At 73.8% G+C, this 23,460-nt stretch carries 21 protein-coding genes and 2 pseudogenes; 8 read left to right on the top strand and 15 right to left on the bottom strand.

What is annotated here, in order from left to right; all coding sequences use genetic code 11:
- Window positions 1-124: 124 nt before the first annotated feature.
- From GEV43_RS42815 to GEV43_RS53510, 3 genes and pseudogenes are all read left to right on the top strand, one after another.
- A complete protein-coding gene (locus GEV43_RS42815) occupies window positions 125-919 on the top strand; it encodes a TetR/AcrR family transcriptional regulator (RefSeq protein ID WP_160826390.1) in 795 nt (264 codons plus the stop codon).
- 139 nt (window positions 920-1,058) lie between these two features.
- A pseudogene (locus GEV43_RS53505) lies at window positions 1,059-1,484 on the top strand (hypothetical protein); the annotation flags it as partial.
- On the top strand, window positions 1,469-2,161 hold the full coding sequence (locus tag GEV43_RS53510; RefSeq protein ID WP_309240284.1) for an alpha/beta hydrolase-fold protein: 693 nt from the start codon (window positions 1,469-1,471) through the stop codon (window positions 2,159-2,161). The pseudogene GEV43_RS53505 and the gene GEV43_RS53510, both read left to right, overlap by 16 nt.
- Window positions 2,162-2,262: 101 nt before the next feature.
- On the opposite strand, the gene GEV43_RS42825 is transcribed toward GEV43_RS53510, so the two are convergent.
- From GEV43_RS42825 to GEV43_RS42840, 6 genes and pseudogenes are all read right to left on the bottom strand, one after another.
- Window positions 2,263-3,474, bottom strand: coding sequence for a fatty acyl-AMP ligase (locus GEV43_RS42825; RefSeq protein WP_241684592.1), 1,212 nt, complete (start codon window positions 3,472-3,474; stop codon window positions 2,263-2,265).
- Complete coding sequence (locus GEV43_RS52700; protein ID WP_241684478.1) at window positions 3,474-3,668, bottom strand: hypothetical protein; 195 nt, start codon at window positions 3,666-3,668, stop codon at window positions 3,474-3,476. Before GEV43_RS52700 ends, GEV43_RS42825 begins: the two co-directional genes overlap by 1 nt.
- Window positions 3,669-3,746: 78 nt before the next feature.
- A complete protein-coding gene (locus GEV43_RS52705) occupies window positions 3,747-4,133 on the bottom strand; it encodes a hypothetical protein (protein ID WP_241684479.1) in 387 nt (128 codons plus the stop codon).
- A pseudogene (locus tag GEV43_RS42830) lies at window positions 4,073-5,019 on the bottom strand (acyl-CoA desaturase). Before GEV43_RS42830 ends, GEV43_RS52705 begins: the two are co-directional and overlap by 61 nt.
- A 17-nt stretch (window positions 5,020-5,036) precedes the next feature.
- Entirely contained in the window at window positions 5,037-6,902 is a 1,866-nt protein-coding gene (locus tag GEV43_RS42835; RefSeq protein WP_160826391.1) for a glycoside hydrolase family 3 protein, read from the bottom strand.
- Window positions 6,903-6,972: 70 nt separating this feature from the next.
- Window positions 6,973-8,151, bottom strand: a complete 1,179-nt coding sequence (locus GEV43_RS42840; RefSeq protein ID WP_241684480.1) for an AI-2E family transporter — start codon at window positions 8,149-8,151, stop codon at window positions 6,973-6,975.
- Window positions 8,152-8,283: 132 nt separating this feature from the next.
- On the opposite strand from GEV43_RS42840, the gene GEV43_RS42845 reads away from it, so the two are divergent.
- Window positions 8,284-8,700: a thioesterase family protein gene (locus GEV43_RS42845; protein ID WP_160826392.1), complete on the top strand. Its 417-nt coding sequence runs from the start codon at window positions 8,284-8,286 to the stop codon at window positions 8,698-8,700.
- A gap of 214 nt (window positions 8,701-8,914) precedes the next feature.
- On the opposite strand, the gene GEV43_RS42850 is transcribed toward GEV43_RS42845, so the two are convergent.
- From GEV43_RS42850 to GEV43_RS42860, 3 genes are all read right to left on the bottom strand, one after another.
- Window positions 8,915-9,904 (bottom strand): ARPP-1 family domain-containing protein, encoded by a 990-nt coding sequence (locus tag GEV43_RS42850; protein ID WP_160826393.1) that lies wholly within the window; start codon window positions 9,902-9,904, stop codon window positions 8,915-8,917.
- A gap of 79 nt (window positions 9,905-9,983) precedes the next feature.
- Window positions 9,984-11,306, bottom strand: coding sequence for a VWA domain-containing protein (locus GEV43_RS42855; protein WP_160826394.1), 1,323 nt, complete (start codon window positions 11,304-11,306; stop codon window positions 9,984-9,986).
- Between the two features lie 76 nt (window positions 11,307-11,382).
- Complete coding sequence (locus GEV43_RS42860) at window positions 11,383-12,126, bottom strand: TetR/AcrR family transcriptional regulator (protein ID WP_160826395.1); 744 nt, start codon at window positions 12,124-12,126, stop codon at window positions 11,383-11,385.
- Window positions 12,127-12,219: 93 nt separating this feature from the next.
- On the opposite strand from GEV43_RS42860, the gene GEV43_RS42865 reads away from it, so the two are divergent.
- Window positions 12,220-13,170: an ATP-binding cassette domain-containing protein gene (locus GEV43_RS42865; RefSeq protein WP_160826396.1), complete on the top strand. Its 951-nt coding sequence runs from the start codon at window positions 12,220-12,222 to the stop codon at window positions 13,168-13,170.
- A gap of 28 nt (window positions 13,171-13,198) precedes the next feature.
- Entirely contained in the window at window positions 13,199-14,047 is an 849-nt protein-coding gene (locus GEV43_RS42870) for an ABC transporter permease (RefSeq protein ID WP_160826397.1), read from the top strand.
- 15 nt (window positions 14,048-14,062) lie between these two features.
- Here GEV43_RS42870 and GEV43_RS42875 read toward each other — a convergent pair whose 3' ends face one another.
- The gene (locus GEV43_RS42875; RefSeq protein ID WP_160826398.1) at window positions 14,063-15,046 is read right to left on the bottom strand and encodes a DMT family transporter; all 984 of its coding nucleotides are present in this window, start codon (window positions 15,044-15,046) and stop codon (window positions 14,063-14,065) included.
- 119 nt (window positions 15,047-15,165) lie between these two features.
- Here GEV43_RS42875 and GEV43_RS42880 point away from each other — a divergent pair, with 119 nt between their 5' ends.
- Window positions 15,166-17,991 carry a hypothetical protein gene (locus tag GEV43_RS42880; RefSeq protein ID WP_160826399.1) on the top strand — a complete coding sequence of 942 codons (2,826 nt, stop codon included), beginning with the start codon at window positions 15,166-15,168 and terminating at the stop codon, window positions 17,989-17,991.
- Between the two features lie 119 nt (window positions 17,992-18,110).
- Window positions 18,111-19,241 carry a WYL domain-containing protein gene (locus GEV43_RS47765; protein WP_206681678.1) on the top strand — a complete coding sequence of 377 codons (1,131 nt, stop codon included), beginning with the start codon at window positions 18,111-18,113 and terminating at the stop codon, window positions 19,239-19,241.
- A 263-nt stretch (window positions 19,242-19,504) separates the two neighbouring features.
- Here the strand turns inward: GEV43_RS47765 and GEV43_RS42890 are convergent, their stop codons facing one another.
- The 5 genes from GEV43_RS42890 to GEV43_RS42905 form a co-directional block, all read right to left on the bottom strand.
- Window positions 19,505-19,924 carry an ATP-binding protein gene (locus GEV43_RS42890; RefSeq protein WP_160826400.1) on the bottom strand — a complete coding sequence of 140 codons (420 nt, stop codon included), beginning with the start codon at window positions 19,922-19,924 and terminating at the stop codon, window positions 19,505-19,507.
- Window positions 19,925-20,892: 968 nt separating this feature from the next.
- Entirely contained in the window at window positions 20,893-21,078 is a 186-nt protein-coding gene (locus GEV43_RS42895) for a hypothetical protein (RefSeq protein ID WP_160826401.1), read from the bottom strand.
- Window positions 21,079-21,463: 385 nt separating this feature from the next.
- Complete coding sequence (locus tag GEV43_RS42900) at window positions 21,464-21,667, bottom strand: DUF3040 domain-containing protein (RefSeq protein ID WP_160826402.1); 204 nt, start codon at window positions 21,665-21,667, stop codon at window positions 21,464-21,466.
- Between the two features lie 58 nt (window positions 21,668-21,725).
- Window positions 21,726-22,256 (bottom strand): hypothetical protein, encoded by a 531-nt coding sequence (locus GEV43_RS52710; protein ID WP_241684482.1) that lies wholly within the window; start codon window positions 22,254-22,256, stop codon window positions 21,726-21,728.
- A complete protein-coding gene (locus GEV43_RS42905; protein ID WP_241684483.1) occupies window positions 22,172-23,326 on the bottom strand; it encodes a glycoside hydrolase family 10 protein in 1,155 nt (384 codons plus the stop codon). The genes GEV43_RS52710 and GEV43_RS42905 overlap by 85 nt, the downstream gene beginning before the upstream one ends.
- Between the last annotated feature and the right edge of the window lie 134 nt (window positions 23,327-23,460).

Consider the following 23,460-nt stretch of genomic DNA (forward strand, 5'->3'; position numbering starts at 1 on the left):
CCTACCATCCCGGCGCCCGCCCCGTCGAGAGGGCGATCACCCGACGAGCAGGGCCCGCGTCCCCCCAGCGCGGGCCGCGTCGGAGGGGCGGGAACGCGCGCGGGACGCGGCTAAGGTGACTGCCATGGCCGATGCGGAGCCCGGCGGGGCGGAGCCGGGCGGGCTGGAGCCGGGCGTACGGCGGCGTCCCCCGTTCCGGCGGCTGTCGCAGGACCGGCGGCGCCAGGACATCATCGCCGCGGCGATCGAGAGCTTCGGCCGGCGGCCCGAGCCGGAGGTGTCGATCGACGACATCGCGGCGCTGGCGGGCACGTCCCGTTCGTCGCTGTACCGGTACTTCGACAGCAAGCAGGACCTGTACGCGGCGGCGGCCGAACGGGTGAGCTCGGAGCTGATCGGACGGCTGAACGAGGTGACGGCCGGGTCGCCGTCGATGCAGATGGCGGTGCGGATCGGGCTGTACTTCGACTTCCTGGAGCACTACGAGTCGGGCTTCGCGAGCCTGCTCGGCATGGGCGGCGCGCAGGCCCCGGAGGGGGCGCTGGCCGCCGCCCAGCAGGTTCGAGAAGAGATCTGCGCGATGACGTTCCGGACGTTGCGGATCGAGGAGCCGGGCGAGGTGCTGCGCGCCACCGTGCGGGCGTGGATCGCCGGCGTCGAGTGGTCGGGCGGCGAGTGGCTGCGCACGCGGCGGCCCGAGCGGCCGTTCGTGGAGCACCTGGCGGCCGCGCAGTTCGCGACCATGCTGCTCGGCGCGGCGGTGATGGACCCGGCCGCGGCGGGGCGGGTGGCGTGGCTGATGGAGGTCGAGCCGGCGGACGCGCCGTTCGGGGCGCTGGTCCGCGGGCTGGCGGGCACGTTCGACATGCGGACGTTCGGGCACCTGGCCAAGTTCCTGGGGCGCGCCGGTCGCTCCTGAGCCCCGAAAGACTCACTTCGGCACAGGAGTGACCCCCGTTTCTTGTTACTTGCTCATGTAGATCATTTTCTCTGGAACGGGACACTCGGCGGCAGCCGTGCGGCCACCCGGGGCCGCGCACTGTCGCGAGGTGGAGACAATGACACGCTCGGTCCGTCGAGAGGCCCTCGATGCGTCCTCCCGATGGCGCCGCTCGGTCGCGATCGGGGCGATCACCGCCGCCGCGGTCGCCGGAACGGGAACGGCGGGCGTGGCCACCGCGCAGGCCGCGGCGTCCCCCGGCGCGGTCCGCGCCGCGGCGGCCAGGCTCGCGGCGGCGCCGCAGCCCGCCGACGACGGGGCGAAGATCACCGACGAGAAGCCGATCGCCGCCGGCGAGGTGGACATCACCATCGACTCCCCCGCCCTCGGCGGCAAGTCGGTCAAGACGCGGCTGCTGCTGCCGAAGAACTGGCAGCGCGGCGCGAAGGGCAACTGGCCCGTCGTCTACGCCTTCCACGGCGGCCAGGACAACTACACCTCCTGGACGCGCAACACCGACATCGAGGCGTGGGCGGCCAAGTACAACGTCATCGTGGTGATGCCCGAGGGCGCCGACGGCTCGTACACCGACTGGTACAACTACGGCAAGGGCGGCTCCCCAAGTGGGAGACGTTCCACACCGCCGAGGTCCGCCAGCTCATCGAGCGCAACTACGGCGCGGGCGGGCTGCGCGCCGCGATCGGCAACTCCTCGGGCGCGCAGGGCGCGTTCTCCTACGCCGCGCGGCACCCGGGCCTGTTCAAGTACGCGGCGTCGCTGAGCGGCATCCTGTCGATGCGCGGCATCGGCATCCCGGCGATGCTGATGTTCACCAACGCGGGCAACGGCCAGGACCCGTTCGCGATCTGGGGCGTCCCGCGCGCCGACGACGCCAACTGGGCGGCGCACGACCCGTACGCGCTGGCCGACAAGCTGCGCGGCGTGGGCCTGTTCTTCTCCGCGGGCACGACCGGCCGTCCCGGACCGGGCGACCCGGACGTGGCGCCGTGGGACATCGGCCTGCTGAGCGAGATCGCGATCGGCGCGAACAACAAGGAGTTCAAGAAGCGCCTGGACGAGCTGAACGTCCCCTACACCGCGCACATCTACGACGACGGCCGGCACAACTGGCCGGCGTGGATCCGCGAGGCGCAGTTCGTTTGGCCGAAGCTGATGCAGGCGGTGAACGCGCAGACCACCGCAGCCGCGGCGCGCCGCTGACCGTCCGCGCGATCCCGCGCGCCGCACCCGCCGCGCCCGCCGCGAGGCGTTCGACGTGAAAAGCCCCGGAGCATCGCTCCGGGGCTTTTCGGTGGGGCGGGTCAGGCGGAGGCGGCGGTCTGGTCGAGCGGCGTGAGCGGCAGCGTGCCGTTCAGGTGCGCGGCGCGGCAGGCGGCGCGGGAGATCTTGCCGCTGCTGGTGCGGGGCAGGCCGCCCGGCTCGATGAGGACGAACTCGTGCAGCGCGACGTCGTGGTGGTGCTTGACGGCGGCGCGGACGGTGTCGGCGACGGCCTCGGGGTCGAGCCTGCGGATCGGGATGCGGCGGTTGCGCTCGGCGACCACGATGAGGCGCTCGGTCTCCTCGTCGGCGACGGAGAACGCGGCGACGTACTCGCGGCGGACGCCCTCGTGCGCGCTGTAGGCGGTGTGCTCGATGTCCTGCGGGTAGTGGTTGCGGCCGTCGACGATGATCAGGTCCTTGATCCGGCCGGTGACGTACAGCTCACCGTCGTACCAGACGCCGAGGTCGCCGGTGCGCAGCCAGGGCCGTTCGGGCAGGTCGCCGAGCGTTCCGGCGAGGGAGCAGGCGAACGTCTCGGCGGTGTCCTCGGGCCGCTTCCAGTAGCCGGCCGTGACGTTCGGGCCGTGCACCCAGATCTCACCGACGCGCCCGTCCGGGACGCGCACGCGGGTCGCCGGGTCCACGATCGCCAGGTGCTGCCCGTAGGGCGTGCCGCAGCCGACGAGCAGCGACGCGCGCTCGGCGTCGGCGGCGCACGGCTCGGCGACGCCGCGGTTCAGGGCGTCGCGGTCGAACGAGGTCATCGTGGGCGTCAGGTAGCGCGAGGACGAGGAGACGTAGACGGTCGCCTCGGCGAGCCCGTAGGCGGGGACCTGCACCTCGGGGCGCAGGCCGCATTCGCGGAACGCGTCGAGGAAGCGGCTGATGGTGCCCTCGCGGATCGTCTCGGCGCCGTTCATGAAGACCTGCACGCCGCTGAGGTCGAGCGTGGCCTTCTCCTCGGGCGTGACCTTGGCGGCGAGGTACTCGTAGGCGAAGTTCGGCGCGCAGGTGAACGCGTGGCTCTGCTTGCTGAGCAGCTCCAGCCAGCGCATGGGCCGCATGATGAACGCGACGGGGTCCATCAGGACGGCGGGGCTGGCGTAGGCGAGCGGCAGCGCGACGGCGGTGACCAGGCCCATGTCGTGGAAGAGCGGGAGCCAGTTCACGCCGGACGACACGCGGGGGATGCCGTCGAAGGTGCCCCAGCACTGCTCGGCGTTCACGGCGATGTTGCCGTGGGTGACCATCACCCCGGCGGGGTGCGCGTGGACCCCGAGGTGTACTGGAGATAGGCCAGGTCGTCCGGCCCGACGGGCTCGTACTCCCAGGTGAGGGAGGTGTCGACGGTGTCGATGGTGAGGATCTGCTTCGGCCGCGGACGGTGTTGGCGTCGAAGAACGTCTCGACGTGCGGGAGCGCCTCGGTGGTGGTGAGCACGCACTCGGCTCGGAGTCGCCGTAGACGGCGAGGAGCCGGTCGGCGTGGCCGGGCAGGTCGGGCGAGAACAGCGGGACGGCGATCACGCGGGCGTACATCGCGCCGAGGAACCCGATGATGTAGTCGAGGGTCTGCGGGCGAGGATCGCGACGCGCTGCCCGGCGTCGGTGACGGCGCGCAGGGACGCCGCGACGGCGCGGGAGCGGCGGTCGAGCTCGCCCCAGGTGATGTCCACGCCGACGCCGTCGATGTCGGTGGCGTAGTCCATGTAGGTGTAGGCGCGGTCGTCGGGGTACTGCTCGGCCCAGCGTCCGAGCCGGTCGATCAGGGGGTGCGGTCCAGTTCGGACAGGGACGTCATCGTCGATGGCTCCTGGTTCACGGGGTGGGCGGTCGTGCGGGAACGGGGTCAGGGGACGCGGCGGGAGGCGAGGCGCTGCTCGTCCGGCCAGCGGACGTCCCAGACCCACCCGGCCTTCTCCATCAGCCAGATGACGCGGGCGCTGATGTCGAGCTGGCCCTTGAGGACGCCGTGGCGGGCGCAGGTCGGGTCGGCGTGGTGGAGGTTGTGCCACGACTCGCCGAACGAGGGGATCGCGAGCCACCACACGTTGCGGGAGTGGTCGCGGGTCTTGAAGTCCTCCTTGCCGAACACGTGGCAGATGGAGTTGATCGAGAACGTGATGTGGTCTCCGGCGAACACGCGCAGCAGCCCGGCCCAGAACACCGCGGTGACGGCGCCGTGCCACGACCAGGTGAGCAGCGCGCCGAGGCCCATCGGGACCAGCAGCGTGGTCAGGGTGATCAGCGCGTACACGTCGTTGCGCCCGAGCAGCACCAGGTCCTTGTCCTTGAGCAGGTCGGGCGCGTACTTGCTGCGCGAGGTGCGCTCCTTGCGGAACAGCCAGCCCATGTGCGCGTGGTAGAGGCCCTTGGTCAGCCCCCACACGCCCGGCCCGTACGCCCACGGCGAGTGCGGGTCGCCCTCCTGGTCGGCGTACTTGTGATGGCGCCGGTGGTCGCTCACCCAGAAGATGACCGAGCCCTGCCACGCCTGCCCGCCGAGGATCGCGAGGACGATCCGCAGCCAGCGCTTGGCCTTGAAGCCGCCGTGCGTGAAGTGCCGGTGGTAGCCGACGGTGATGCCGAGCGCGTTGAACGGGTAGAGGAAGGCGAAGATGGCGACGTCGGTCCAGCCGAGCCCCCAGCCCCAGAAGAACGGGACGGCCGCCGCGACCCCGACGACGGGGCGACCACGAACACGACGACGCTGATCCGTTCCACGAGCGGGACGGGCTTCGGGGAGATGTCCGGCTGCGGGGCTCTGCTGCCCACGTCGGCGACACCCGCTGTCATGGAGGCTCCTTCGCGAGTCACGGTCGTTGGAGGTCACGGTGGGGCGGCCGGGGACGCGGCCGCCGCGCGTGGCCACGACCGTACGGGCCGGGCGCGGGCGGGGCTTCTGCGCCATCGCACCAGTTGCGGTGCGCGTTGTGCGTTCCGTTGACAAGAACGCTCACCGCGTCAAGGGCGCGAGCACCCACGCGGCGGTCCGGGGCGGCGGACCGGGACGGCGGGCGGTCAGCGCCGGTAGGACAGGCCGTGCCCGAAGGGGTAGAGGGGCGCGGCGTCGCGGCCGGGCGTGGGAATGGGAACGGGCAGGCGGCCTCGTGGATCGTTCTCGCCGAAGACCGTCCTGACGGCGGCGCGCAGGGCGACCGGCGCGGTGGAGTAGGTGGCGAGGTAGGCGCGGGGCGCGTCGGGGAAGCGCGCGATGTCGTAGGGGCGCGGACGGCGATGACGACGACCGGACGTCCCGTGGCGGCGAGCGCCTTGACCAGTTCGGCCTGCCCGCCCCGCGCGCCGTCGCCGGGCCTCAGAGCGCCCGCGTGGGAGGTCGCGGCGATGACGAGGTCCGCGCCGCGTGCCGCTGACACGGCCTGCGCGATGCTGTCCGGCGCGGGGTCGGGTCCGGTCTCGTGCGCGTTGACGGTCGCGCCGCGTTCGGCGATCGCGTCGGCGAGCGTACGGGTCGTGGCGGGGCCGGGGCCGGTGACCAGAACGGTCCGGGGACCGGGAGCGAGCGGGAGGAACGCGTCGCGGTCGGCGACGAGGGTGGTGGTGCGTTCGGTGGCGGCGCGGACGGCGTCGCGGTGCGCGGGCGTTCCGATGGCGGCCTCGGCCGCGTCCGGGTCCGTCGCGGGCGCGCCGAACAGCGGGCGCTTGAGGCGCAGGACGCGGCGGACGGACGCGTCGAGGCGGTCTTCGGGCAGTTCGCCGTCGCGGACGGCGCGGACGATCGCGGCGAGCTGGGCGGGGAACGCCTCGTTCGGCGGGCTGAGCAGGACGTCGGCGCCGGCCTTGAGGGCGAGCAGCGGGATCCGTTCGTCGTCGTGGCCGTCGCGGATGCCGCGCATGTCCAGGGCGTCGGTGACGATCGCGCCGTCGAAGCCGAGCCGGTGGCGCAGCAGGCCGGTGAGGATCGGGTGGGACAGCGTCGCGGGCGTCCCGGTCGGGTCCAGCGCCGGGACGGCGAGGTGGCCGGTCATGACGGCGTCGGTTCCGGCGGCGATCGCGGCGGCGAACGGCGGCAGGTCGACGCGTTCCCACGCGGCGCGGTCGCGGGTGATGACGGGCAGGCCGGTGTGGCTGTCCACGGAGGTGTCGCCGTGGCCGGGGAAGTGCTTGGCCGTCGCGGCCACTCCCCCGGCGCGCAGCCCCTCGACCTGCGCGGCGGCCATCCGGGCGGCCAGGGCCGGGTCGGCGCCGAACGAGCGGACGCCGATGACGGGGTTGGCCGGGTCGGTGTTGACGTCGGCGTCGGGCGCGTAGTTCTGCGTGAACCCGGCGGCGCGCAGTTCGCGCGCGGTGACGGCGGCGAGGTCGCGCGCGTCGCCGGTGTCGCGCCCGGCGGCGAGGGCCATGGCCCCGGGCATCTCGGTGAACGGCGGCGGGAGTCGTTCGACCGGTCCGCCCTCCTGGTCGACGCCGATCGTGGCCGGGATCGGGACGGGGCGGGCGAGGGCGGCGCGCTGGACCGCGCCCGCGAACTCCGCGAGCGCGGCCGGGGTGTCGGGCGTTCCGGAACGCGGCGCGAAGTAGATGACGCCGCCGATCCCGTACCGCGCGACGAGCTCGGCCGCGTCGGGGTCCGCGCCTGTGACGCGTAGGACGAAGAGCTGGGCGGCCTTGTCCTCCAGCGTCATGCGCCGGACGTCCGGCGGCTGCGGGTCGTTCATCGGTCGCGGCGCCTGCGGAAGCGGACGCGGAGCCGTCCGGGCGCGGCGGAGGCTGGTGCGGCGAGAGCGGTCAAGGGGTGCTCCTCCACGTCGTACCGGCGGATGTAGGCGCTGAGGAACGCCTGGAGGCTGGCACCGACGGGCAGTGCCAGCAACGCCCGAGCGGCCCGATGATCGCCGTTCCGGCGAGGACGATCCCGAACGCGACGGCGGGGTGCATGTCGAGCGTACGGGCCGTGATGCGCGGCTGGAGGACGTAGTTCTCGAACTGCTGGTAGGCGGCGATGACGGCCAGCACCCACAGCGCCGTGGACGGCGACTTGGCGAGCGCGATGAGCACCGGGACGGCGCCCGCCAGGTACGTCCCGACGGTGGGGATGAACTGGGAGACGACGCCGACCCACAGCGCGAGCGTCACCGCGTACGGGACGTCCAGCAGGTACAGGGCGACGTAGTGGGCGACGGCGGAGACCAGCGCCAGCAGGGCCCGCGAGTAGATGTAGCCGCCGGTCTTGTCGATGGCGATGTCCCAGGCGCGCAGGACCTCGCGCTGGCGGCGCGGCGGGAGCAGCGTGCAGACCGCGCGCCGGAACTGCGGCCCCTGCGCGGACAGGTAGAACGTGAACAGCACGATGCCGAGCGCCTGGAACAGCAGGCCGAGCGCCGTCGCGCCGATCCCCCACACGTTCCCCGCGAGCGACGACAGGTGCTGGGAGAGCTGGTCGGTGACGTTCGGCAGCTTGGTGAACAGCGTGTGCTGCGACAGGTGCGTGCCGAAGGCGTCGTTGACCCAGTCGATGACGTCGTCGACGTAGCCCGGGAAGCCGTCGATCAGGTGGGTGGTCTGGCTGACCAGCAGCGAGCCGAGGACGGCGGCGAACGCGCCGCCGACGACCGCGATGAGGATGAACATCGCGCCGGTCGCGAGGCCGCGCCGCCAGCCCCGGGCGGCGAGCCGGTTCACGGCGGGTTCGATGGAGAACGCCAGGAACAGGGAGGTCACCAGCAGGAGCAGCAGCCCGCGCAGCCGTTCGAGCAGCCAGACGCCCACCATGAACAGCAGCACGACGCATCCGGCGAGCAGGAACGCCTTCGGCAGCCAGGGCGGCATGTGCCGTCCGTCCCGTCCGAGAGCGCCGACGCTCGCACTGGCGGCGGAGTCGGCGGCGGGAAGCTCGTCCGTCGGCGGCTCGTTGCGCGGCGGCTCCTGCGGGGTGCCGGGCGGGGTGTCGCCGGGCGGTTGCGGCATGGTCGGCACGCTAGCCGCGAGGGATGCGGGGGACGGGGCGCACGCTCCCGGGCGGGCGCATCCTTTGCCGACTCTTCAGGACCGCTCGCGGGAGGGGTGTGCCGTACGGGCCGCGTGGGCGAGGATGCCGGTATGGGAGAGATCTTCACGCATCGGCTGCGGGTGCGTTACAGCGAGTGCGACCAGCAGGGCGTGGTGTTCAACGGCCACTACCTGTTCATGTACGACGTCGCGCTGACGGAGCTCTGGCGGGCGGCGGTGGGCGATTACTCCGAGATGGTGGCGCAGGGGTACGACCTGGTGGTGGTCGAGGCGCGGATCCGCTACCGGGAGGGCGCGCGGTTCGACGAGCTGCTGGACGTGCGGATGCCGGTGGCGCGGCTCGGCCGGACGAGCATGGTGGTGCGGCCGGAGTTCCGCGTGGGCGAGCGGCTGATCGCGGAGGGGGAGGTGGCGCACGTGTTCATCGACCCGGCGACCAAGGCCAAGCGGGAGATCCCGGAGGACGTCCGTTCGGCGCTGCGCCCGTACCTGGCGGTGGAGGGCTGACGCGGAGCGGGACAGGCGGCCGGCGCTTCGTCAGGCTCAAGTTCGTTTCTATGACGACGTCCTGACTTGGAATCAGGGTTCCGCCTGACGTGCCCGGCACAGTTCCCGTGGTTCTGATTGAAGTGGGCGGGGCCGCCCGGGGCAACCGATTTAATCGATCGCCCCGGGAACGTTCACCGCTGCGCGGCCCGTCGGGTGCCGTTGCCGCCGCTTGTCAGCGCGCGGCGGCGACGGCCGGGGTGCGGGCGAACAGGGACGCGTAGACGGCGCGGTCGCCGTCGCTGACGACCTGTCCGGCCAGGTGGGGCCCCGTGAGGGTGGACAGGCGCAGGCTGAGGTAACGCTCCTCCTCGACGGCCTCGACCGGGCCGGTCGGCACGTCGGCGAGCCAGCCCGCGATCGCGGCGAGCCGTTCGGCCCGGTCGAGGTCGAGGGCGGCGCGCAGCTCGGGCAGGCTGTCCGCCTCGTACGGCTCGGCGGGCCCGGCCGCGGCGTCGGGCTCGGCGTGCCAGGCGGCGACGCCGTAGGCGAAGCAGACGAGGGCCGTCCACATCTCGGCGAAGTAGCGCGGGTCGGGCGCGATCTCCAGCCCGGCGAAGCGTCCGCCGACGAAGAACAGCGCGCCGAGCTGTCCGGGCAGCAGTTCCAGGCGGCTCTGGAACTGGGTGAGCACCGGCCTCTTGCGCGACAGGATCTGCTCCAGGTGGCCGCGCCGGGGCAGGCCGTAGCGGGCGTTGAGGTCGGCGATGTCCCTCCACAGCTTGCTGTAACCCTGGACGCCGCGCAGCTCCAGGGCGCGGTCGCGCAGCTCCGCGGGCAGCACGAAGAACCACTGGTCGCGTTCGGTGAGGTAGCCGCCCTGCGACTCCTGGACGCAGCACGCGTCGTCGAACAGCAGGCTCTGCCCGGCGGCGAGGAACGCCGAGCGGCACAGCGCGTGGTTCTGCGCGGCGTCCTGGACGTAGCCGATGTGCAGCGGGACGATCGCGACGCCCTCCGGGGCGCCGTTGCGCAGCTCGACCTGGCCGTAGCCGACGACCCTGGACAGCTTGAGGCCGGTGCGCGGCGGCACGATTCCCGGGTAGGCGGGCCCGGAGATCGGGACCATGGTCAGCGCCCCGGCGCTCTGCGGCGTGCCGAGGCGGTGCCCCGCGAGGCTGAGCGGACCGGGGACGAGCGTTTCGAGCGCCGTCGTCTCCCTCATGGGCGTCCCTTCGTCGTGCGGCGGCACGGTCGGGTTGTGCGTTGTGCGGTTGCGGGGTGGGGCGGGGGCGGGGGACGGATCAGGCGGCGAGGTCGCCGAGGAGCCCGGCCTGCCGGTCGAGGGCTTCGAGCCGCGAGTGCAGGGCGGTACGGAGCCAGGGGGCCCCGGCCTCGCAGTGCCCGAACATCCAGGGCAGCAGCTCGGCGAAGTCGTCCTGGTGCCAGAACCCGCGCTGCGGCAGAGCGGGCGCGGGACGGCGCGCGGACAGGTCGTCGCTGCCGGTGAACATCGCGTGGCAGAACACCACCGGGGTGGTGACGCCGGCGCGGGGCAGGGTGGCGACGACGCGGGCCAGGTCGCCCGGGAACAGGTTCTCGTAGCCGTCGGAGACGACCGCGACCAGGTCGGGGGCGGCGCCGAGCGCGTCGAGGACGCCGGTGGCGAGGTCGGTGGCGCCGTGCGGAGTGCGTTCGTCCCCGCCGACCTCCACGACCTCCAGGCGGGCGCAGACCTCCGACAGCACCATCCGCAGCGCGGCGGCCTGGGACAGCACCGCCCACTCGCGTTCGCCGTAGCCGCGCATGGACGCCGAGGCGTCCATGACGAGCGCGACGGTGCCCTCGAAGCGCGGGAACGCGACGACGGCGGCGCTGAGGTAGCGGCCGAGCGCGACGTACAGCTCCTCGGCCGGGCCGCCGCGGTAGAGGTGCACGAGCGTGGCGGCGATGTCGCCGCGGTTGGTCGCGGTGACGGTCGGCGGCCGTTCCCTCTTGGCGTCGACGCTGAGGACGGGCTCGTAGGGCGCGGCCGTCCCCGGCTCGCCGCCCGCGTACAGCGCGAGCACGCGGGGCAGGGCGGCGTCCGGCGCGGCGAGGAACCGCAGCAGCCGCCGCTGGAGGTAGTCGGACCCGGTGTCGCCGGTCCCGACGCGCCGGGCGACGCCGCGGGCGGTCGCCTTGCCGAGCGCGTGCTCGAAGCAGTCCACGAGCGCGGGACGGCGGGCGGCGATGAGCGCGTCGGCCTCGGGGTGCTCGAGGACGAACCGCAGCGCGGCGCGGGTGGTGTGCTTGTGGTTGGCGCGCAGGCGCCGCAGCCCGAGCAGCACGGTGATGACGTGGGCGGGCGGCAGCGCGAGGGTCAGCACGCGGGTGACGCGCGCGAGGGTCGCGCGGGTCGTGTCGTCCAGCCCGGCCTGGGACGCGGCGAGGACCTGGAGCAGCACGCGGGCGCGCTGCCAGGGCCGGACGCCGGGCGCCAGGGCGAGGAGGGCGTAGCCCTCGGGGTCGTCGGTGTAGGCGGCGCGGTGCAGGTCCGCGTCGTCCCAGCACAGGGTGCCGCCCCGGGGCAGGGTCAGGGCGTCGCCGTGCGTCTCTAGGTGGGCAAGGAGCGTGGGGGTATCCATCTGTTTCGGCCTCCGCACCCACCGAGTTTAGGAATCTTCGTGGAAGGTTCGACACTCGTTTTTCAGGTGCGGGATTCTAGGCGGCCGGGTCGGCGGGTCTGGCGGCGTAGTCGCCGAGGCCGTTCTCGAGCAGGTCGAACGCCCGCCGCGCGTTGGCGTGGACGCTCCGGCTCATCTCTTCGAGGGTCTCCCCCGCGATCTTCCGGCGGACGATGTCGTTCACCAGGCCGCGGTAGACGGCGAAGATCATGGCGGCGGCGATGCGGGGGGCGGTGTCGTCGGCGCCCGCTCCGGTCTCCTCGGCGATCCGTTCGGCCAGGGTGTCCTCGGCCCGCTGGCCGATCTCGCGCTGGCGGGCGACGAGGGCGGGGCTGGCCTGGACGGTCTTCGCCCAGGTCTCCGAGCCCTCGTGGAAGCCGGTGTGGATGGAACGGGCGTCCAGCCCCTCCATGAACGAGCGGCGGAACGCCGCGGCGGCGGTCTCGCCGGGGCGGCGCTCGCTGAACGCGTCGGCGGCCTGCGCGGTCATCTCGGCGTCGCGGTCGAAGAACAGGTCCTCCTTGGTCTTGAAGTAGTTGAAGACCGTGTTGACCGACACGTCGGCGGTGCGCGCGACGTCGGCGACGGTGACCTGGTCGAAGCCGCGCATCATGAACAGCCCGGTGGCGATGTCGGAGATCCGCCGCCGGGTCTCCAGCTTCTTGCGCTCGCGCAGCCCGAGCTCCCTCGTGGCCGCGTCGCCGCCTCGTCCGCCGCCTCGGTCGCTGTGCTCGCCGCTCTCGGCGAGGCCGGTCGTGCTCGGGACGTCGCGTTCCGCCATGACGGAGATCCTACCTTCGCCGGAGTGGCACCAAACTTGGGGTCACTTAAATATTGGTGTTACTGTAACGGCCCGTTCCCCCAGGAGGCTTCAGTGATCGAGACGCGCGGGCTCGCCCGCACCTTCACCACCAAGCACGGCGCGGTCGAGGCCGTGTGCGGCGTCGACCTGACCGTCGCGCCCGGCGAGATCGTCGGGTTCCTCGGCCCGAACGGCGCGGGCAAGACCACGACCCTGCGGATGCTGACGACGCTGCTGGCGCCGACGGCCGGCAGCGCGACGGTCGCCGGGCACGACCTGCGCTCGGACCCGGCCGCGGTGCGGCGCCGGATCGGGTACGTGGCGCAGGGCGGCGGGGCCGACCCGCTCGTCCCCGTGCGCGAGGAACTGGACCTCCAGGCGCGGCTGTACGACGTGCCGGACCGCGGCGAGCGGATCGCCCGGCTGTGCGGGCGCCTGGACCTGGACGGCCTGGACGGGCGGCTGACCGCGGAGCTGTCGGGCGGGCAGCGGCGGCGGCTGGACCTCGCGCTCGGCCTCGTGCACCGCCCGCCGCTGCTGTTCCTGGACGAGCCGACGACCGGACTGGACCCGCAGAGCCGCGGCAACCTGTGGGAGCACATCCGCCGGATGCGCGCCGAGGACGGCACGACCGTCTTCCTGACGACGCACTACCTGGACGAGGCCGACGCGCTGTGCGACCGCATCCTGATCATCGACCGGGGCCGGATCGTCGCCGCGGGGACGCCCGCCGAGCTGAAGCGCCGCATCGCCGGGGACGTCGTCACCCTCGAACTCGGCGACGGGCCCGACGCCGCGGCGCGGGCGCGCGACGCCCTGTCCGGCCATCCCGGCATCAGGGAGGCCGCCGTCACCGGCGACACCCTCAGGCTCACCGTGGAGAACGGCGACCGGGAGCTGATGACCCTCGTCCGCACGCTGGACGCGGCCGGGGTCGAACTCGCCGCGCTGCACCTGACGCGCCCGTCCCTGGACGACGTGTTCCTCACCGTCACCGGCCGCTCGCTCCGCGACGCCGCCTGAACCCCGAAACCTTCCGGAGGTGCGTTCGATGTCCTACTCGTCCACGGTGCCGCAGGCCGCCGAAGCCGGAGGAACGTCGCGGGGCCCGGCGCGGCCACCGCGTACGGCGTCGTTCGGCCGCGCGGTGCGCGACACGCGGCTGATCTTCGTGCGGTGCGTACGGCAGACGCTGCGCAGCAAGGTCGCGGTCGTGTTCGGCGCGCTGCAACCGCTGCTGTACCTGGTGCTGTTCGGCCCGCTGCTGACCGAGCTGCCCGGGGTCGCGGGGTTCGGCGGCGACGACGCCTGGCGGGTGCTGGTGCCGGGCATCCTCATCCAGCTCGCGCTGTTCGGCGCGGGGTTCGTCGGGTTCGGGCTGATCGCCGAGCTGCGTTCCGGCGTGCTGGAACGGCTGCGGGTCACGCCCGTCAGCCGGGTCGCGCTGCTGCTCGGCCGGGTGCTGCGCGACACGCTGGTGCTGGTCGTCCAGGCGGTGATGCTGCTCGCGGTCGGGATCGCGCTCGGGCTGCGCGCGCCGTTCGGCGGGATCGTGCTCGGGCTGGCGTTCGTGGTGCTGCTCGCGCTCAGCATCGCCTCGCTGTCGTACGTGCTGGCGCTGATGACCCGGCGGGAGGACGCGTTCGCGCCGCTGCTGTCGACGGTGACGCTGCCGCTGATGCTGCTGTCGGGCATCCTGCTGCCGATGAGCATGGCCCCCGGCTGGCTGGACGTGGTGTCGCGCTTCACGCCGTTCCGGTACGTGGTGGACGCGGCGCGCGCGGCGTTCCAGGGCCGGTACTCCTCGGCGGCGGTGCTGGAGGGCGCGGCCGTGATGGCGGCCATGCTGGTGCTGTCGGTGGTGCTGGGCGCGCACCGCTTCCGCCGCGAGAACGCCTGACCGCCGCCGCGCGCGTCAGGCGGCGGGGACGGAAGCGGGCTCGGCGCGGGTTCCGGTGGCGACGGCCGGGGCGGCGACGGCGCGCTGCGCGATGAACGCGCCCGCGAGGACGATCGCGCCGCCTGCCATCTGGATGGGCGCGAGCCGTTCTCCGAGCGCCGCCCAGGCGATGAGCGTCGCCGCCACCGCCTCCACGTAGCAGATCGCCCCCGCGACCTGCGCCGACAGACGCTGTACGCCCGCGACACCGGTCACGTACGCCAGGACGGTGCTGACCAGGATGATCCAGGCGGCGAGCGTCCAGGCGGGGGCGGTGTGCCCGGCGATCGGCACCGAAGCGGGCAGCACGTCCCAGGGGAGGGTCCAGGGCGCGGCCGCTGCGGTGAGCGCGACGGCGGCGACCACACTCCCGGCGGCGGTCATGACCAGCGCGTCCACCTGGCCCGCGAGCCGGTCGATGAGCAGGAAGTAGGCGGCCTGGCAGGCGGCGGCGCCGAGCCCGGCGGCGAGGCCGAGGGCGTCCAGCCGCAGCCCGGTCCAGACCTCGACGACCAGCGCGAGGCCGGCCATCGCGACGGCGACGCCGACCGCGGCGGTGCGGTGCACGGGCGAGCGGCGCACCAGCCGGAGCCAGCACAGCACCATGACCGGGCCGGTGAACTCCAGCAGGATCGCCACGCCGACCGGCAGCCGCGACGCGGCCACGAAGTAGAACGCCTGGCAGCCCGCCACGCCGGTCAGCCCGTACAGGACGAGCCGCCCGAGATGCGGGCGGACCCCGCGCGCCGCGGCCCGTCCGCGCAGCACGAGCACGAGCGGGGCCAGCACCAGCGCGGCCCCCGCGAGCCGCAGCCACACCGCCTGGAGCGGGCTGAGCCCGGCACCGATCAGCGCCTTGCCGAACGGCCCGGAACCGCCGAAGCACACCGAGGAGAAGACCGCGAGCCCGAGCCCCCACGCCCGCGTCCGCGCCGCGTCGCCGCCGACCACGCCGCCCATCGCCGCGTCCCCCGTTCCCCGTCTCCGCCGCCGCCCGGACCCCCCGATTTCATGAGCATCGTGCCATAACACTCCTTACACGTCGATGGGATGATCGGTGGGCCACTACTATTCGCCGGGTGAGCTGGCAAGCGGCCGGGGCGGGACCCGGCGGAACCGGAGGCGCGGCCGGCGGGGACCTGTTCGCTGCGGTCGAGACCAACGTGCGCGAGCTGGTGGCCGCGCCGTGGTGGCGTACGGCCACGCCGCAGCAGCGCGCCGAGCAGATCGTCGCGCGGATGCTGTGGGGCTCCGGCGAGTGGTGGCTGTACGGCGCGTGGGGCCGCTGGTACCGCTGCGGCCTCGACGGCGCCTGGCACCCCTGCCCGCCGCCGCCCGCCCCCGAGGACCGCGCCGTGGCCGTTCCCGCGCCGCGCGGAGCCGGGACGCCGCCGGTGCCGCCGCAGATGTACCCGACCGGCCCCGACCTGGCGGCCGGGCGCATGGCCTCCCCCGGGTTCCTCGGCCCGGCGCCCGAGACCGCCGTGGTCGCCCGCATCTCGCAGGCGCTCACCACCGCGCTGGCGGTGAACCCGGCGCAGTTCGCGCAGCGCGACCCGATGTTCCAGCCCGGCACGCCCAGCACCGTCGCCGCCGCGTGGGGGTCCCTGCTGTGGTGCGCGGGATCGCCCGTCGCGCTGGTCGAGCACCCGCTGATCGAGTCGTTCGTGCCGTTCCTGACGACGTCGGCCGAGCAGCTCCACTGGATGATGCCGCCCGACTTCAGCACCCTCGCCGGCTACTACATCAACCGGCTCGGCGCGGGCGACGTCGGCGGCGCCGCGCACATCGCGCGCGTGATGTACGAGGTCGCGTCCGGGCTCCAGGGCGACGAGCGGTTCCGGCCGGGCGCCGACGCGCTCGCCGCGGTGACCGGCGCCTCGCTGCGGATGGCGCAGCACGACATGGCCACCGTCCGGTACGGGCCCGAGGCGATCCTCCAGGAATGGCGGCGCCGCTGCCCCGCCGAGTTCGCCACGCCGATGGTGCGCGACACCGCGCCCGGCGAGTACCTGCGCCTCGCCCTGTACGACCTGCAACAGATCGTCGCCGGGCTGACCGGTCCCCGCCAGGCGACCGGCGGCCGCAGCCACGACGAGGTGCGCCGCGCCGGCGTCGCCGTGCTGGCCGCCGACCTGCAAACGGCGCCGAACGCCCTGCCCGCGCTCCAGCGCTGGCTCGACCCCGACAGCGGACGCACGCTCCAGGCCGTCCTGACCGACCCGGCGCACCCGCTGCGCTCCCTGTGGCCGCGCGACGGCCGCCTCCCGGACGCGCTGCGCAGCGACGACGCCGACGCGCTGGCCGCGCTGCTGACCACCACGTACACGATCGGCCTCACCTGGTGCAGGCTCGCGCAGGTCCCGCCGCCCGCGACGGGCTTCGCGATGCCGCAGGCGGTCGCGGCGGAGCTGACCTCCCCGGCGATGCACACGCCGCCGTCCACCGACGAGCTGAGCGCGTGGGACATCATCAAGGCCGCGCGCGCCCACCTCGCCGCCGAACGCGAGGCGCAGGGCGGCGACCAGCCCGTGGCCCCCGTTCCGCAACCGCAGGAGGAGGCGCCCGGCCCGCCCCCGGCCGTCGCCCCGTCCGAACCTCCGGCCGCGCCGCCCGTTCCGCCGCCCGCCGCCTCGGGAGGGCCCGTGCCCGGCGTGCACGGCTCACCTCCGTCGGGCACGCCCCTCCCCGACCTGCCGAACGCTGCGAACGCGGGCGCTGGTGCACCGGACCAGTGGAACCAGCCGCGACAGGACGCAGGCCCCGCGCCGCTCGACCCGTACGCCGCCCAGGGACCGCCGCCGCGCATCGCGCCTCCGCCCCCTCCCCCGCCTCCGTCCGGCGCGCCGGAAGCGGAAGCCGCGCCGCCCGCGCCCTCGTGGCCGCACGACGACGCCGCGCCGGAACCGGGCGCGGCACCGGGCGCGGCACCGGTGTGGCCCTCCGAACCGGCCACCCAGCTCGACAGCGACCCGTACCGCACGCAGCTCGACACGGGTTCGTCGCCGGCGCCCGCGCCGGCGGCGCAGCCCGACTTGCCGCCGCCGCCCGCGCCGGTGTCCGAGCCGCCCCCGCCGATGCCGCCCGGCCCCGTACCCGAACCGGGGACGCAGATCGCCGAGGCGTACGGCATCCGGTTCCTGTGCGGCGCCGACGACATCGAACGCGTCGTCACCGAGGTGCGCAGGCGCGGCAAGTGGGCGCGGCGGCTGCGCGGCCAGGAGGTGTCGAGCGCTTCGGCGCCGGCGCTCCTGCTGATCGGCGCGCCGTCCAGCGGGCAGCGCCGCTTCGCCCGGATGGTGGCGCGCGCGCTGGCGGAGGTCGAGGTGTCCAGCGGCGAGGTCCGCACCGTCCACGCCGAGGACCTGCGCGACGGCGGCCCCGACGCGCTGCGCGAGGCGCTCGACCGGCACACGGGCCACACGCTCCTCTTGGACGGCCTGGACGGGCTGATCCTGGACGAGACGCGCGGCTCGTCGTACGCGTCCGTCCTCTACCGCGCGCGCCTGGAAGGCGTCAGCGACACCGCGCTGCTCGCCACCTGCGAACCCGACCGCGTGGGCGAGCTGTCGGCGTCCTCGCCGGAGCTGATGCCGGACCTCCGCGCCGTACGCCTGCCGGACCTGGCCGACGCCCGAGCACGCGCGGCACTGCTGATGCTGCTCGCCGAGGAGCGGCGGCTGCGCGTCGGCCCGGACGCGTGGGACCTGGTGCACGCCGACCTCGCCTCACTGCGCGGCCGAGGCCGACTGACCGGCGCGCGCCTGGTGGAGGCGTACCTGGACCGCGCGGCGACCGCGCACCTGAGCCGCGCCGAGGAGACCCAGGCGATCGGCAACGCCTCGTCGCTCACCCTCACCCGCGCGGACTTCGAGGGAGTGGCCGGCCACCTGTCCTCCCCGTGATCCCCGTCCGTTCCCCGCGACTCGGCCCGTACGCCGTGGCCCGGTCGGGTATGCGGGGTGTCACCGGGGGGTGACGGGGCGCGCCGCATAATGTCGGAGGCTCGGGTCACCATGGTGGGGTGGATCGCGTAGACCGGCTGCTGGCACTGGTCGCGGAGCTCCGCGCGGCCGCCCCCGAGCCGCTGGAGCCGAAAGCCCTCGCCGCGCGTCTCGGGGTGAGCGAACGTACCGTCCGCCGTGACCTGGAGCTTCTCGTCCACGGCGGGCTGCCGGTGCGGACCGACCGCGGGCAGGGCTACGTGCTGACGCCCGACCCCGCGCCGCCCGCGCTGTCGGAGGCGGCGTCGCTGACGGGCCCGTTGCGCGACACGCTGTCGGAGGCGGTGCGGACGCGCCGGATCGTCCGGCTCGCCTACGACGACCAGTCGGGCCACCGCACGTTCCGCGACGTCGAGGCGCACGGGCTGGTGACCGCCCCCTACGCCGAATACCTGGTGGGCTGGTGCCGGATGCGCGACGGGCCGCGCATGTTCCGGCTCGACCGGATCGGCGCCGCCTACCTGTCGGGCCGGGGAGCGGGCGCCCGCGACCTCGACGACCTGCTGGCGGCGCTGCGCATCCCGCTCCCCCGCCCGCCCGCGGAGTCGAGCCCCCGCGGCCCCGCGGGAGCGACGCGTGCGCGAGCGTGGACGCTCGACCGCGTCGAGCACGTGCGGTCGCGGCTGCGCGAGGCGACGGCCGAGGTCCGTTCGGGAGCCGAGGGCGCGGCGGCGCTGCGAGGCGTCCTCGGGCACCTGGCGGAATGGACCCGCTGGCAGGTCGCGGCGATCCGCGCCGCGGCGACCGGCGACGACCCGGTCCTGGAGGGACGGCGCCCCGCGTTCCCGCCGGAGTTCGACGCCGCAGGCCCCGAGCTGCCGTACGAGACGCGGGAGCAGATGATCCAGGACGCGATGGCGCCGCGCTCACTCGGCGAACTGGCACGCGACCTCAGCGCCGTACTGGAGGCGGTGGCGCACTGGGCGGCCGACTGCGACGACGCCCTGTGGGAGGAGCCCCTCCCCGACCCCCGGCCGTTCGGCGCACCGGGCCCGCCCCGCCCACTCGCGGACCTGCTCGCGGGCTGGCGCGGGCCGCTCGCCCACATCGAGTGGCACCTCGACCGCCTGACCGACGAACCACCCGTCCCCCCGGGCGCCGATGACGAGGAGGCCATCTGGATCGTCGACCGCTGCCCCCTGCAACCCTGACCCGCGCCATCGTTGCCGCCATCGCCGAACGCGTCTCGTTGACGGACGTGCCGTCGTTGGCGGTCACGCGCCTCGTTGACGGCTCGGCCCGCGCCGCTGGGCGGCGCGGGCCGGTCGCAGGACGGCGGACCGTCAGGAGGGGCGGGGGGAGATGCGCTCGGGGTTCACGAGGGGATTGGTCCCGCGCGCGGTGGCCGGGGTGGGTGCGTCGTGCGCCGCGCCGCGTGTCCCGTGCAGGACGCGCGAGAACCAGACGGTCTTGCCTACCGCGTCGGGTCTGGTGCCGAAGTCGGAGGAGAGGGCGCCGACGAGCAGCAGCCCGCGTCCGGCCTCGGCCCAGTCGAGCGGATCGGGGGTCTTCGGCGCGGGGGTCCGGCGGGGTTGGCGTCGCTGACCTCGCCGATGACGCGGGAGCCGTCGAGGCGCAGCCGCAGCCGTACGGGGCCGCCGCCGTGCACGACGGCGTTGGTGATGAGCTCGTCGACCATGAGAACGATGTCGTCGACGTCCGTCGGGTCGGACACGTGCCAGCCGCGCAGCGCCCGGCCCGTGAGTTCCCGTGCTCGCGCCGCCGCACGGATCTCCGCGGGCAGATCCCAAGCCTCGTCCACCGCACCGCCGCGTTCGAACGCCTCGCGCTCCGCCTCGTCGCGTTCACGCGTCGCCGCGGCCGCCTCACCCACCACCGTTTCGGGAGCGGGCGGCACAAGTGTCACGGCCCCCGTCTCGCTTGGAACGGTCGCCCCGCCCGCTGCCCCTCCGTGCGCCAGCGCTTCGGCCATCACCTGTCCCAGCCCGTCCGGTACGCCTTGCCCGGGGACCACGGGCACCGGCCCGCCCTGAGCGAACGTCGCGGGCCTCGGGCCGGGGGGGTGCGGGAGGTGCGGCCTTCGGCTCGGGAGGCACGAGCGCGTCGGCCCCCGGCTCGCGGTGCGCGAGCGATTCGGCGTCGAGATCGCCGGTTCCGCCCAGCCCGTCAGTGTCCAATGCCCCGACTCCTCACCTGTGCCGGTTTCCGCAGGTCAGCGGCTGTACCAGGGCTTGTTCCCGGCCAGCGCCGCGCGATGGGTCCCGGCGGAAAGATCTGGCCGAACCGGGAGTTCCCCGTACCGGCGGCGGCCGGGTTCCTGTCCCGTCCGCCCAGTCCTCCCGGGGGACGTGCCCCGGGGCGCTGTCGGCGCCGTCCTGCCGCGGTTCCCTGGCTTCCCCGCGTCCGTTCACTGTTGTGGACGCGGCGCCCGCGGAGCGGGTGCACGGGCGCACACAACCCTCACTCCGGGGTGAGGTGATCGAGAACACGCCGCCCCATGTGGGAGGTGCACCATCGGAATGCAGTTAAGCTAGGTGCCGTCGGTGTGGCATGTGTCCCCCGGGCTCTACCCAACGCCTTCGAGGAATACCGCCGGGCCTCGCCCGGGCCGGAGTTTCGTTGTGCCTTTCGCCGTGAGGCGACCACCACACCGGCGCTAACGCCGAGGCCCGGCGAGAGTCTCACTCTCGCCGGGCCTCGGCGTTTCTCCGTCCCGCCTGACGTCCCCGTCCCGCAGGCAAGTCGAGCAAACAACGAGCCCGGGACGAAGCTGCGAGCCCCGTCCCGGGCGGATGGTCAAGAACCGCTACGTGCCCATCGAGATTGCTGGGACTTCCGTCCTCAGTGCTTCTCCCCGCAGGGAAGACCGCAGTACGGACAGCAGGGGGCGGCCATGGGGGCGGCGGCCGAGACGCCGGCGGTACGCGCCGGGCCAGCCGCCTGCGCGGCCTGAAGCGGGATGAGGGCCGCCAGAGCCGCGAGGGCCAGAGCCGCGATCGTGGCGAACCGGGAACCGGTCTTCCGCATGTGAGATCTCCTTCGGACGTTGCGTGTTCTCCAGCGACCGCTCGCTGGACGCAAGGCCCACTCTCATCCACCGCGTGAACGAACGGCTACCATCCGCCACCTCATTAGGGGGGCCAGCCCGGACGCCGCGCCGACCCTTCCCAGCACTTCCCAGCACTGATCGACATGCGGGTGATGCGGTACCGGGAACGGACTGGCTCGGGGGCGCTGGGCGGCACACGCCGATGGGGCCCTGGACGGGCGGGAGGGCGGGCGTGCGTGAGCGGCTCCGGAGCCGGGCGCGGAGGCGGTCGTGGCGCGGAAGGGCGGGAGCTGGGGTGGTGGGGAGGGCGGGCACTGTGGAGACGCCGGGCGGGACCCGGCGCCGTCCACGGCGCCCGCCCTCCTAGGTGACCGTTGTGATGACGGCGGCGGCGACGATCGTCGCGATGCCGATCGCGGCGACGGCGACGGCCGCGATGATGCGGACGCGGCGGCGCCGGGCGCCGTTGCCGAGTGCTGACAAGCGATGGGCGAGGCGTGGGTCGTCCTCGCTGAGACGGACCTCGATCTGGGTGAGGATCCGCTGCTCCTCCATCGACAGCGCCATGCTCATACCTCCGGGGGGCGTTCCAAGGTGACTGGTTCCTGCCCCGGCTTCAAGATCATTATCCCCGGGGGACGGTAACCGTTGAGCCTCGGCCCGGGGCGCTCTCGTGGTGGAGGCGGTCCAGAGCGGTGACGTAGTAGGTGTAGCTCTTGCCCGGCTTGGCGGACGGGTCGACGATGCCGCCGCCGCGCACGTTCGCGATCAGGCGCTGCGGATCGACGGGGGCGCAGCCGGGGCGCTTGCCGTCCACGCGGTAGACGGCGTAGGCGGTGGCGCCCTTGGCGGGCCGCCACTGGACCTTGACGCCCTTGCCCGCGGGTTCGGCGCGCAGGTCCTGGGTGGACGGGGGCGCCTCGCCGCCGCGGTCCTGGACGACGGGCGGGACGGCGGGGCGCGGGTAGTGGTCATCGCGGACGCGCGCGGCGAAGCCGTGGCGGTTGGCGGCCAGGTCGGCGGCGCTGAAGAAGACGTCGCCGCGCACGGCGGGGTACTTGCGGTTGAGCGTCAGGTGCCGGGACAGCTCGGCGGGCTTCTTCCAGGTGGCGTCCTCGCCGACGCGGTAGGCGGCCTGTCCGATGGTGAGCTGCACCTTGGTTCCGGCGACCTGCTTGGACCACCAGTCGACGAGCGTGGCGTAGTCGGCGCGGCGGTCCCCGATGGGCCAGTAGAGCTGGGGGTGACGTAGTCGAGCCAGCCCTCCTTGATCCATTTGCGGGTGTCGGCGTACTGGGCGTCGTAGCTCTCAAGCGCGTGGGTGTCCGATCCGGCGGGGTCGGTGGACTTGTTGCGCCACACGCCGAACGGCGAGATTCCGAACCGCACCCACGGCTTGGCCTTGTGGATGTTCTGCGACAGGGACCGCACGAGGGTGTCGACGTTCTGGCGGCGCCACGCGGCCTTGCCCATGCCCTTGCCGTACGTCTTGTACGTGGCCTGGTCGGGGTAGTCGCGGCCGTCCTCGGGATAGGGGTAGAAGTAGTCGTCGAAGTGGACGGCGTCGATGTCGTACTTGTTGACGACGTCCATGACGGCCTTGGTGGCCAGGTCGCGGACCTGGGGCAGGCCCGGGTCGTACCACAGCCCGGTGCCGTACTTGCGGACCCAGTCGGGGTGCTGCCGGGCGGGGCTGTTGGGCGCGAGCTTCTTCAGGTCGGGGTCGCGGCTGACGCGGTACGGGTTGAACCAGGCGTGGAACTCCAGGTTGCGGGCGTGCGCCTCCTTGAGCATGAACCCGAGGACGTCGTAGCCGGGGTCCTTGCCCTGCTTGCCGGTGATCCACTGCGACCACGGCTCGTACGGGGACGGGTAGAACGCGTCGGAGTTGGGACGGATCTGCACGAACACCGCGTTGAGGCGCATGGCCTGGGCGGTGTCGAGGAGCTTTCGGTAGTCGTCCTGCTGCCGTTCCCTGGTCTTGCCCTTCGGCCAGTCGATGCCGGCGACGGTCGCGATCCACATGCCGCGCAGCCGGCGTTCCGCGGAGTCGCCGGGCGCGGCGATCGCGGCGCACTCGGCGCGCGCGTCGGCGGGCACGGGGGCCTTGCCGCCCGCGTCGCGTTCGTCGGTGCCGCCGAGGGCCGGCACGCCGCAGGCGGCCAGCGCCCCCGCCGAGACGGTGGCCGCCAGTACCCGGATGGATGTCCCCGATCGCCATGACATAGCGAGCCATTGTTACGTACTCGTTGCCGTGCTACGTACGGAACGCGGGTGCCCGTGTGGTCCGAGTTCGCCGGAAACCGCCGCTGACTTGCGATCATCGAACGTGTGTTCCATGCTGTTCGGGCAGGTCACTA

It is taken from the genome of Actinomadura sp. J1-007, assembly GCF_009793335.1.
GTDB classification, from domain to species: domain Bacteria; phylum Actinomycetota; class Actinomycetes; order Streptosporangiales; family Streptosporangiaceae; genus Spirillospora; species Spirillospora yumaensis.

Coding starts and splice junctions, on each gene's coding strand:
- GEV43_RS42860 (WP_160826395.1), bottom strand. CDS start 12,126: ATGGCGGAACGCGACGTCCCGAGCACGACCGGCCTCGCCGAGAGCGGC.
- GEV43_RS42875 (WP_160826398.1), bottom strand. CDS start 15,046: ATGGGCGGCGTGGTCGGCGGCGACGCGGCGCGGACGCGGGCGTGGGGG.
- GEV43_RS42850 (WP_160826393.1), bottom strand. CDS start 9,904: ATGAGGGAGACGACGGCGCTCGAAACGCTCGTCCCCGGTCCGCTCAGC.
- GEV43_RS42825 (WP_241684592.1), bottom strand. CDS start 3,474: ATGGTCACCCACGGCAACATCGCCGTGAACGCCGAGCAGTGCTGGGGC.
- GEV43_RS42815 (WP_160826390.1), top strand. CDS start 125: ATGGCCGATGCGGAGCCCGGCGGGGCGGAGCCGGGCGGGCTGGAGCCG.
- GEV43_RS42855 (WP_160826394.1), bottom strand. CDS start 11,306: ATGGATACCCCCACGCTCCTTGCCCACCTAGAGACGCACGGCGACGCC.
- GEV43_RS42905 (WP_241684483.1), bottom strand. CDS start 23,326: ATGTCATGGCGATCGGGGACATCCATCCGGGTACTGGCGGCCACCGTC.
- GEV43_RS42835 (WP_160826391.1), bottom strand. CDS start 6,902: ATGAACGACCCGCAGCCGCCGGACGTCCGGCGCATGACGCTGGAGGAC.
- GEV43_RS42840 (WP_241684480.1), bottom strand. CDS start 8,151: ATGCCGCAACCGCCCGGCGACACCCCGCCCGGCACCCCGCAGGAGCCG.
- GEV43_RS42895 (WP_160826401.1), bottom strand. CDS start 21,078: ATGCGGAAGACCGGTTCCCGGTTCGCCACGATCGCGGCTCTGGCCCTC.
- GEV43_RS42845 (WP_160826392.1), top strand. CDS start 8,284: ATGGGAGAGATCTTCACGCATCGGCTGCGGGTGCGTTACAGCGAGTGC.
- GEV43_RS42870 (WP_160826397.1), top strand. CDS start 13,199: ATGTCCTACTCGTCCACGGTGCCGCAGGCCGCCGAAGCCGGAGGAACG.
- GEV43_RS42900 (WP_160826402.1), bottom strand. CDS start 21,667: ATGGCGCTGTCGATGGAGGAGCAGCGGATCCTCACCCAGATCGAGGTC.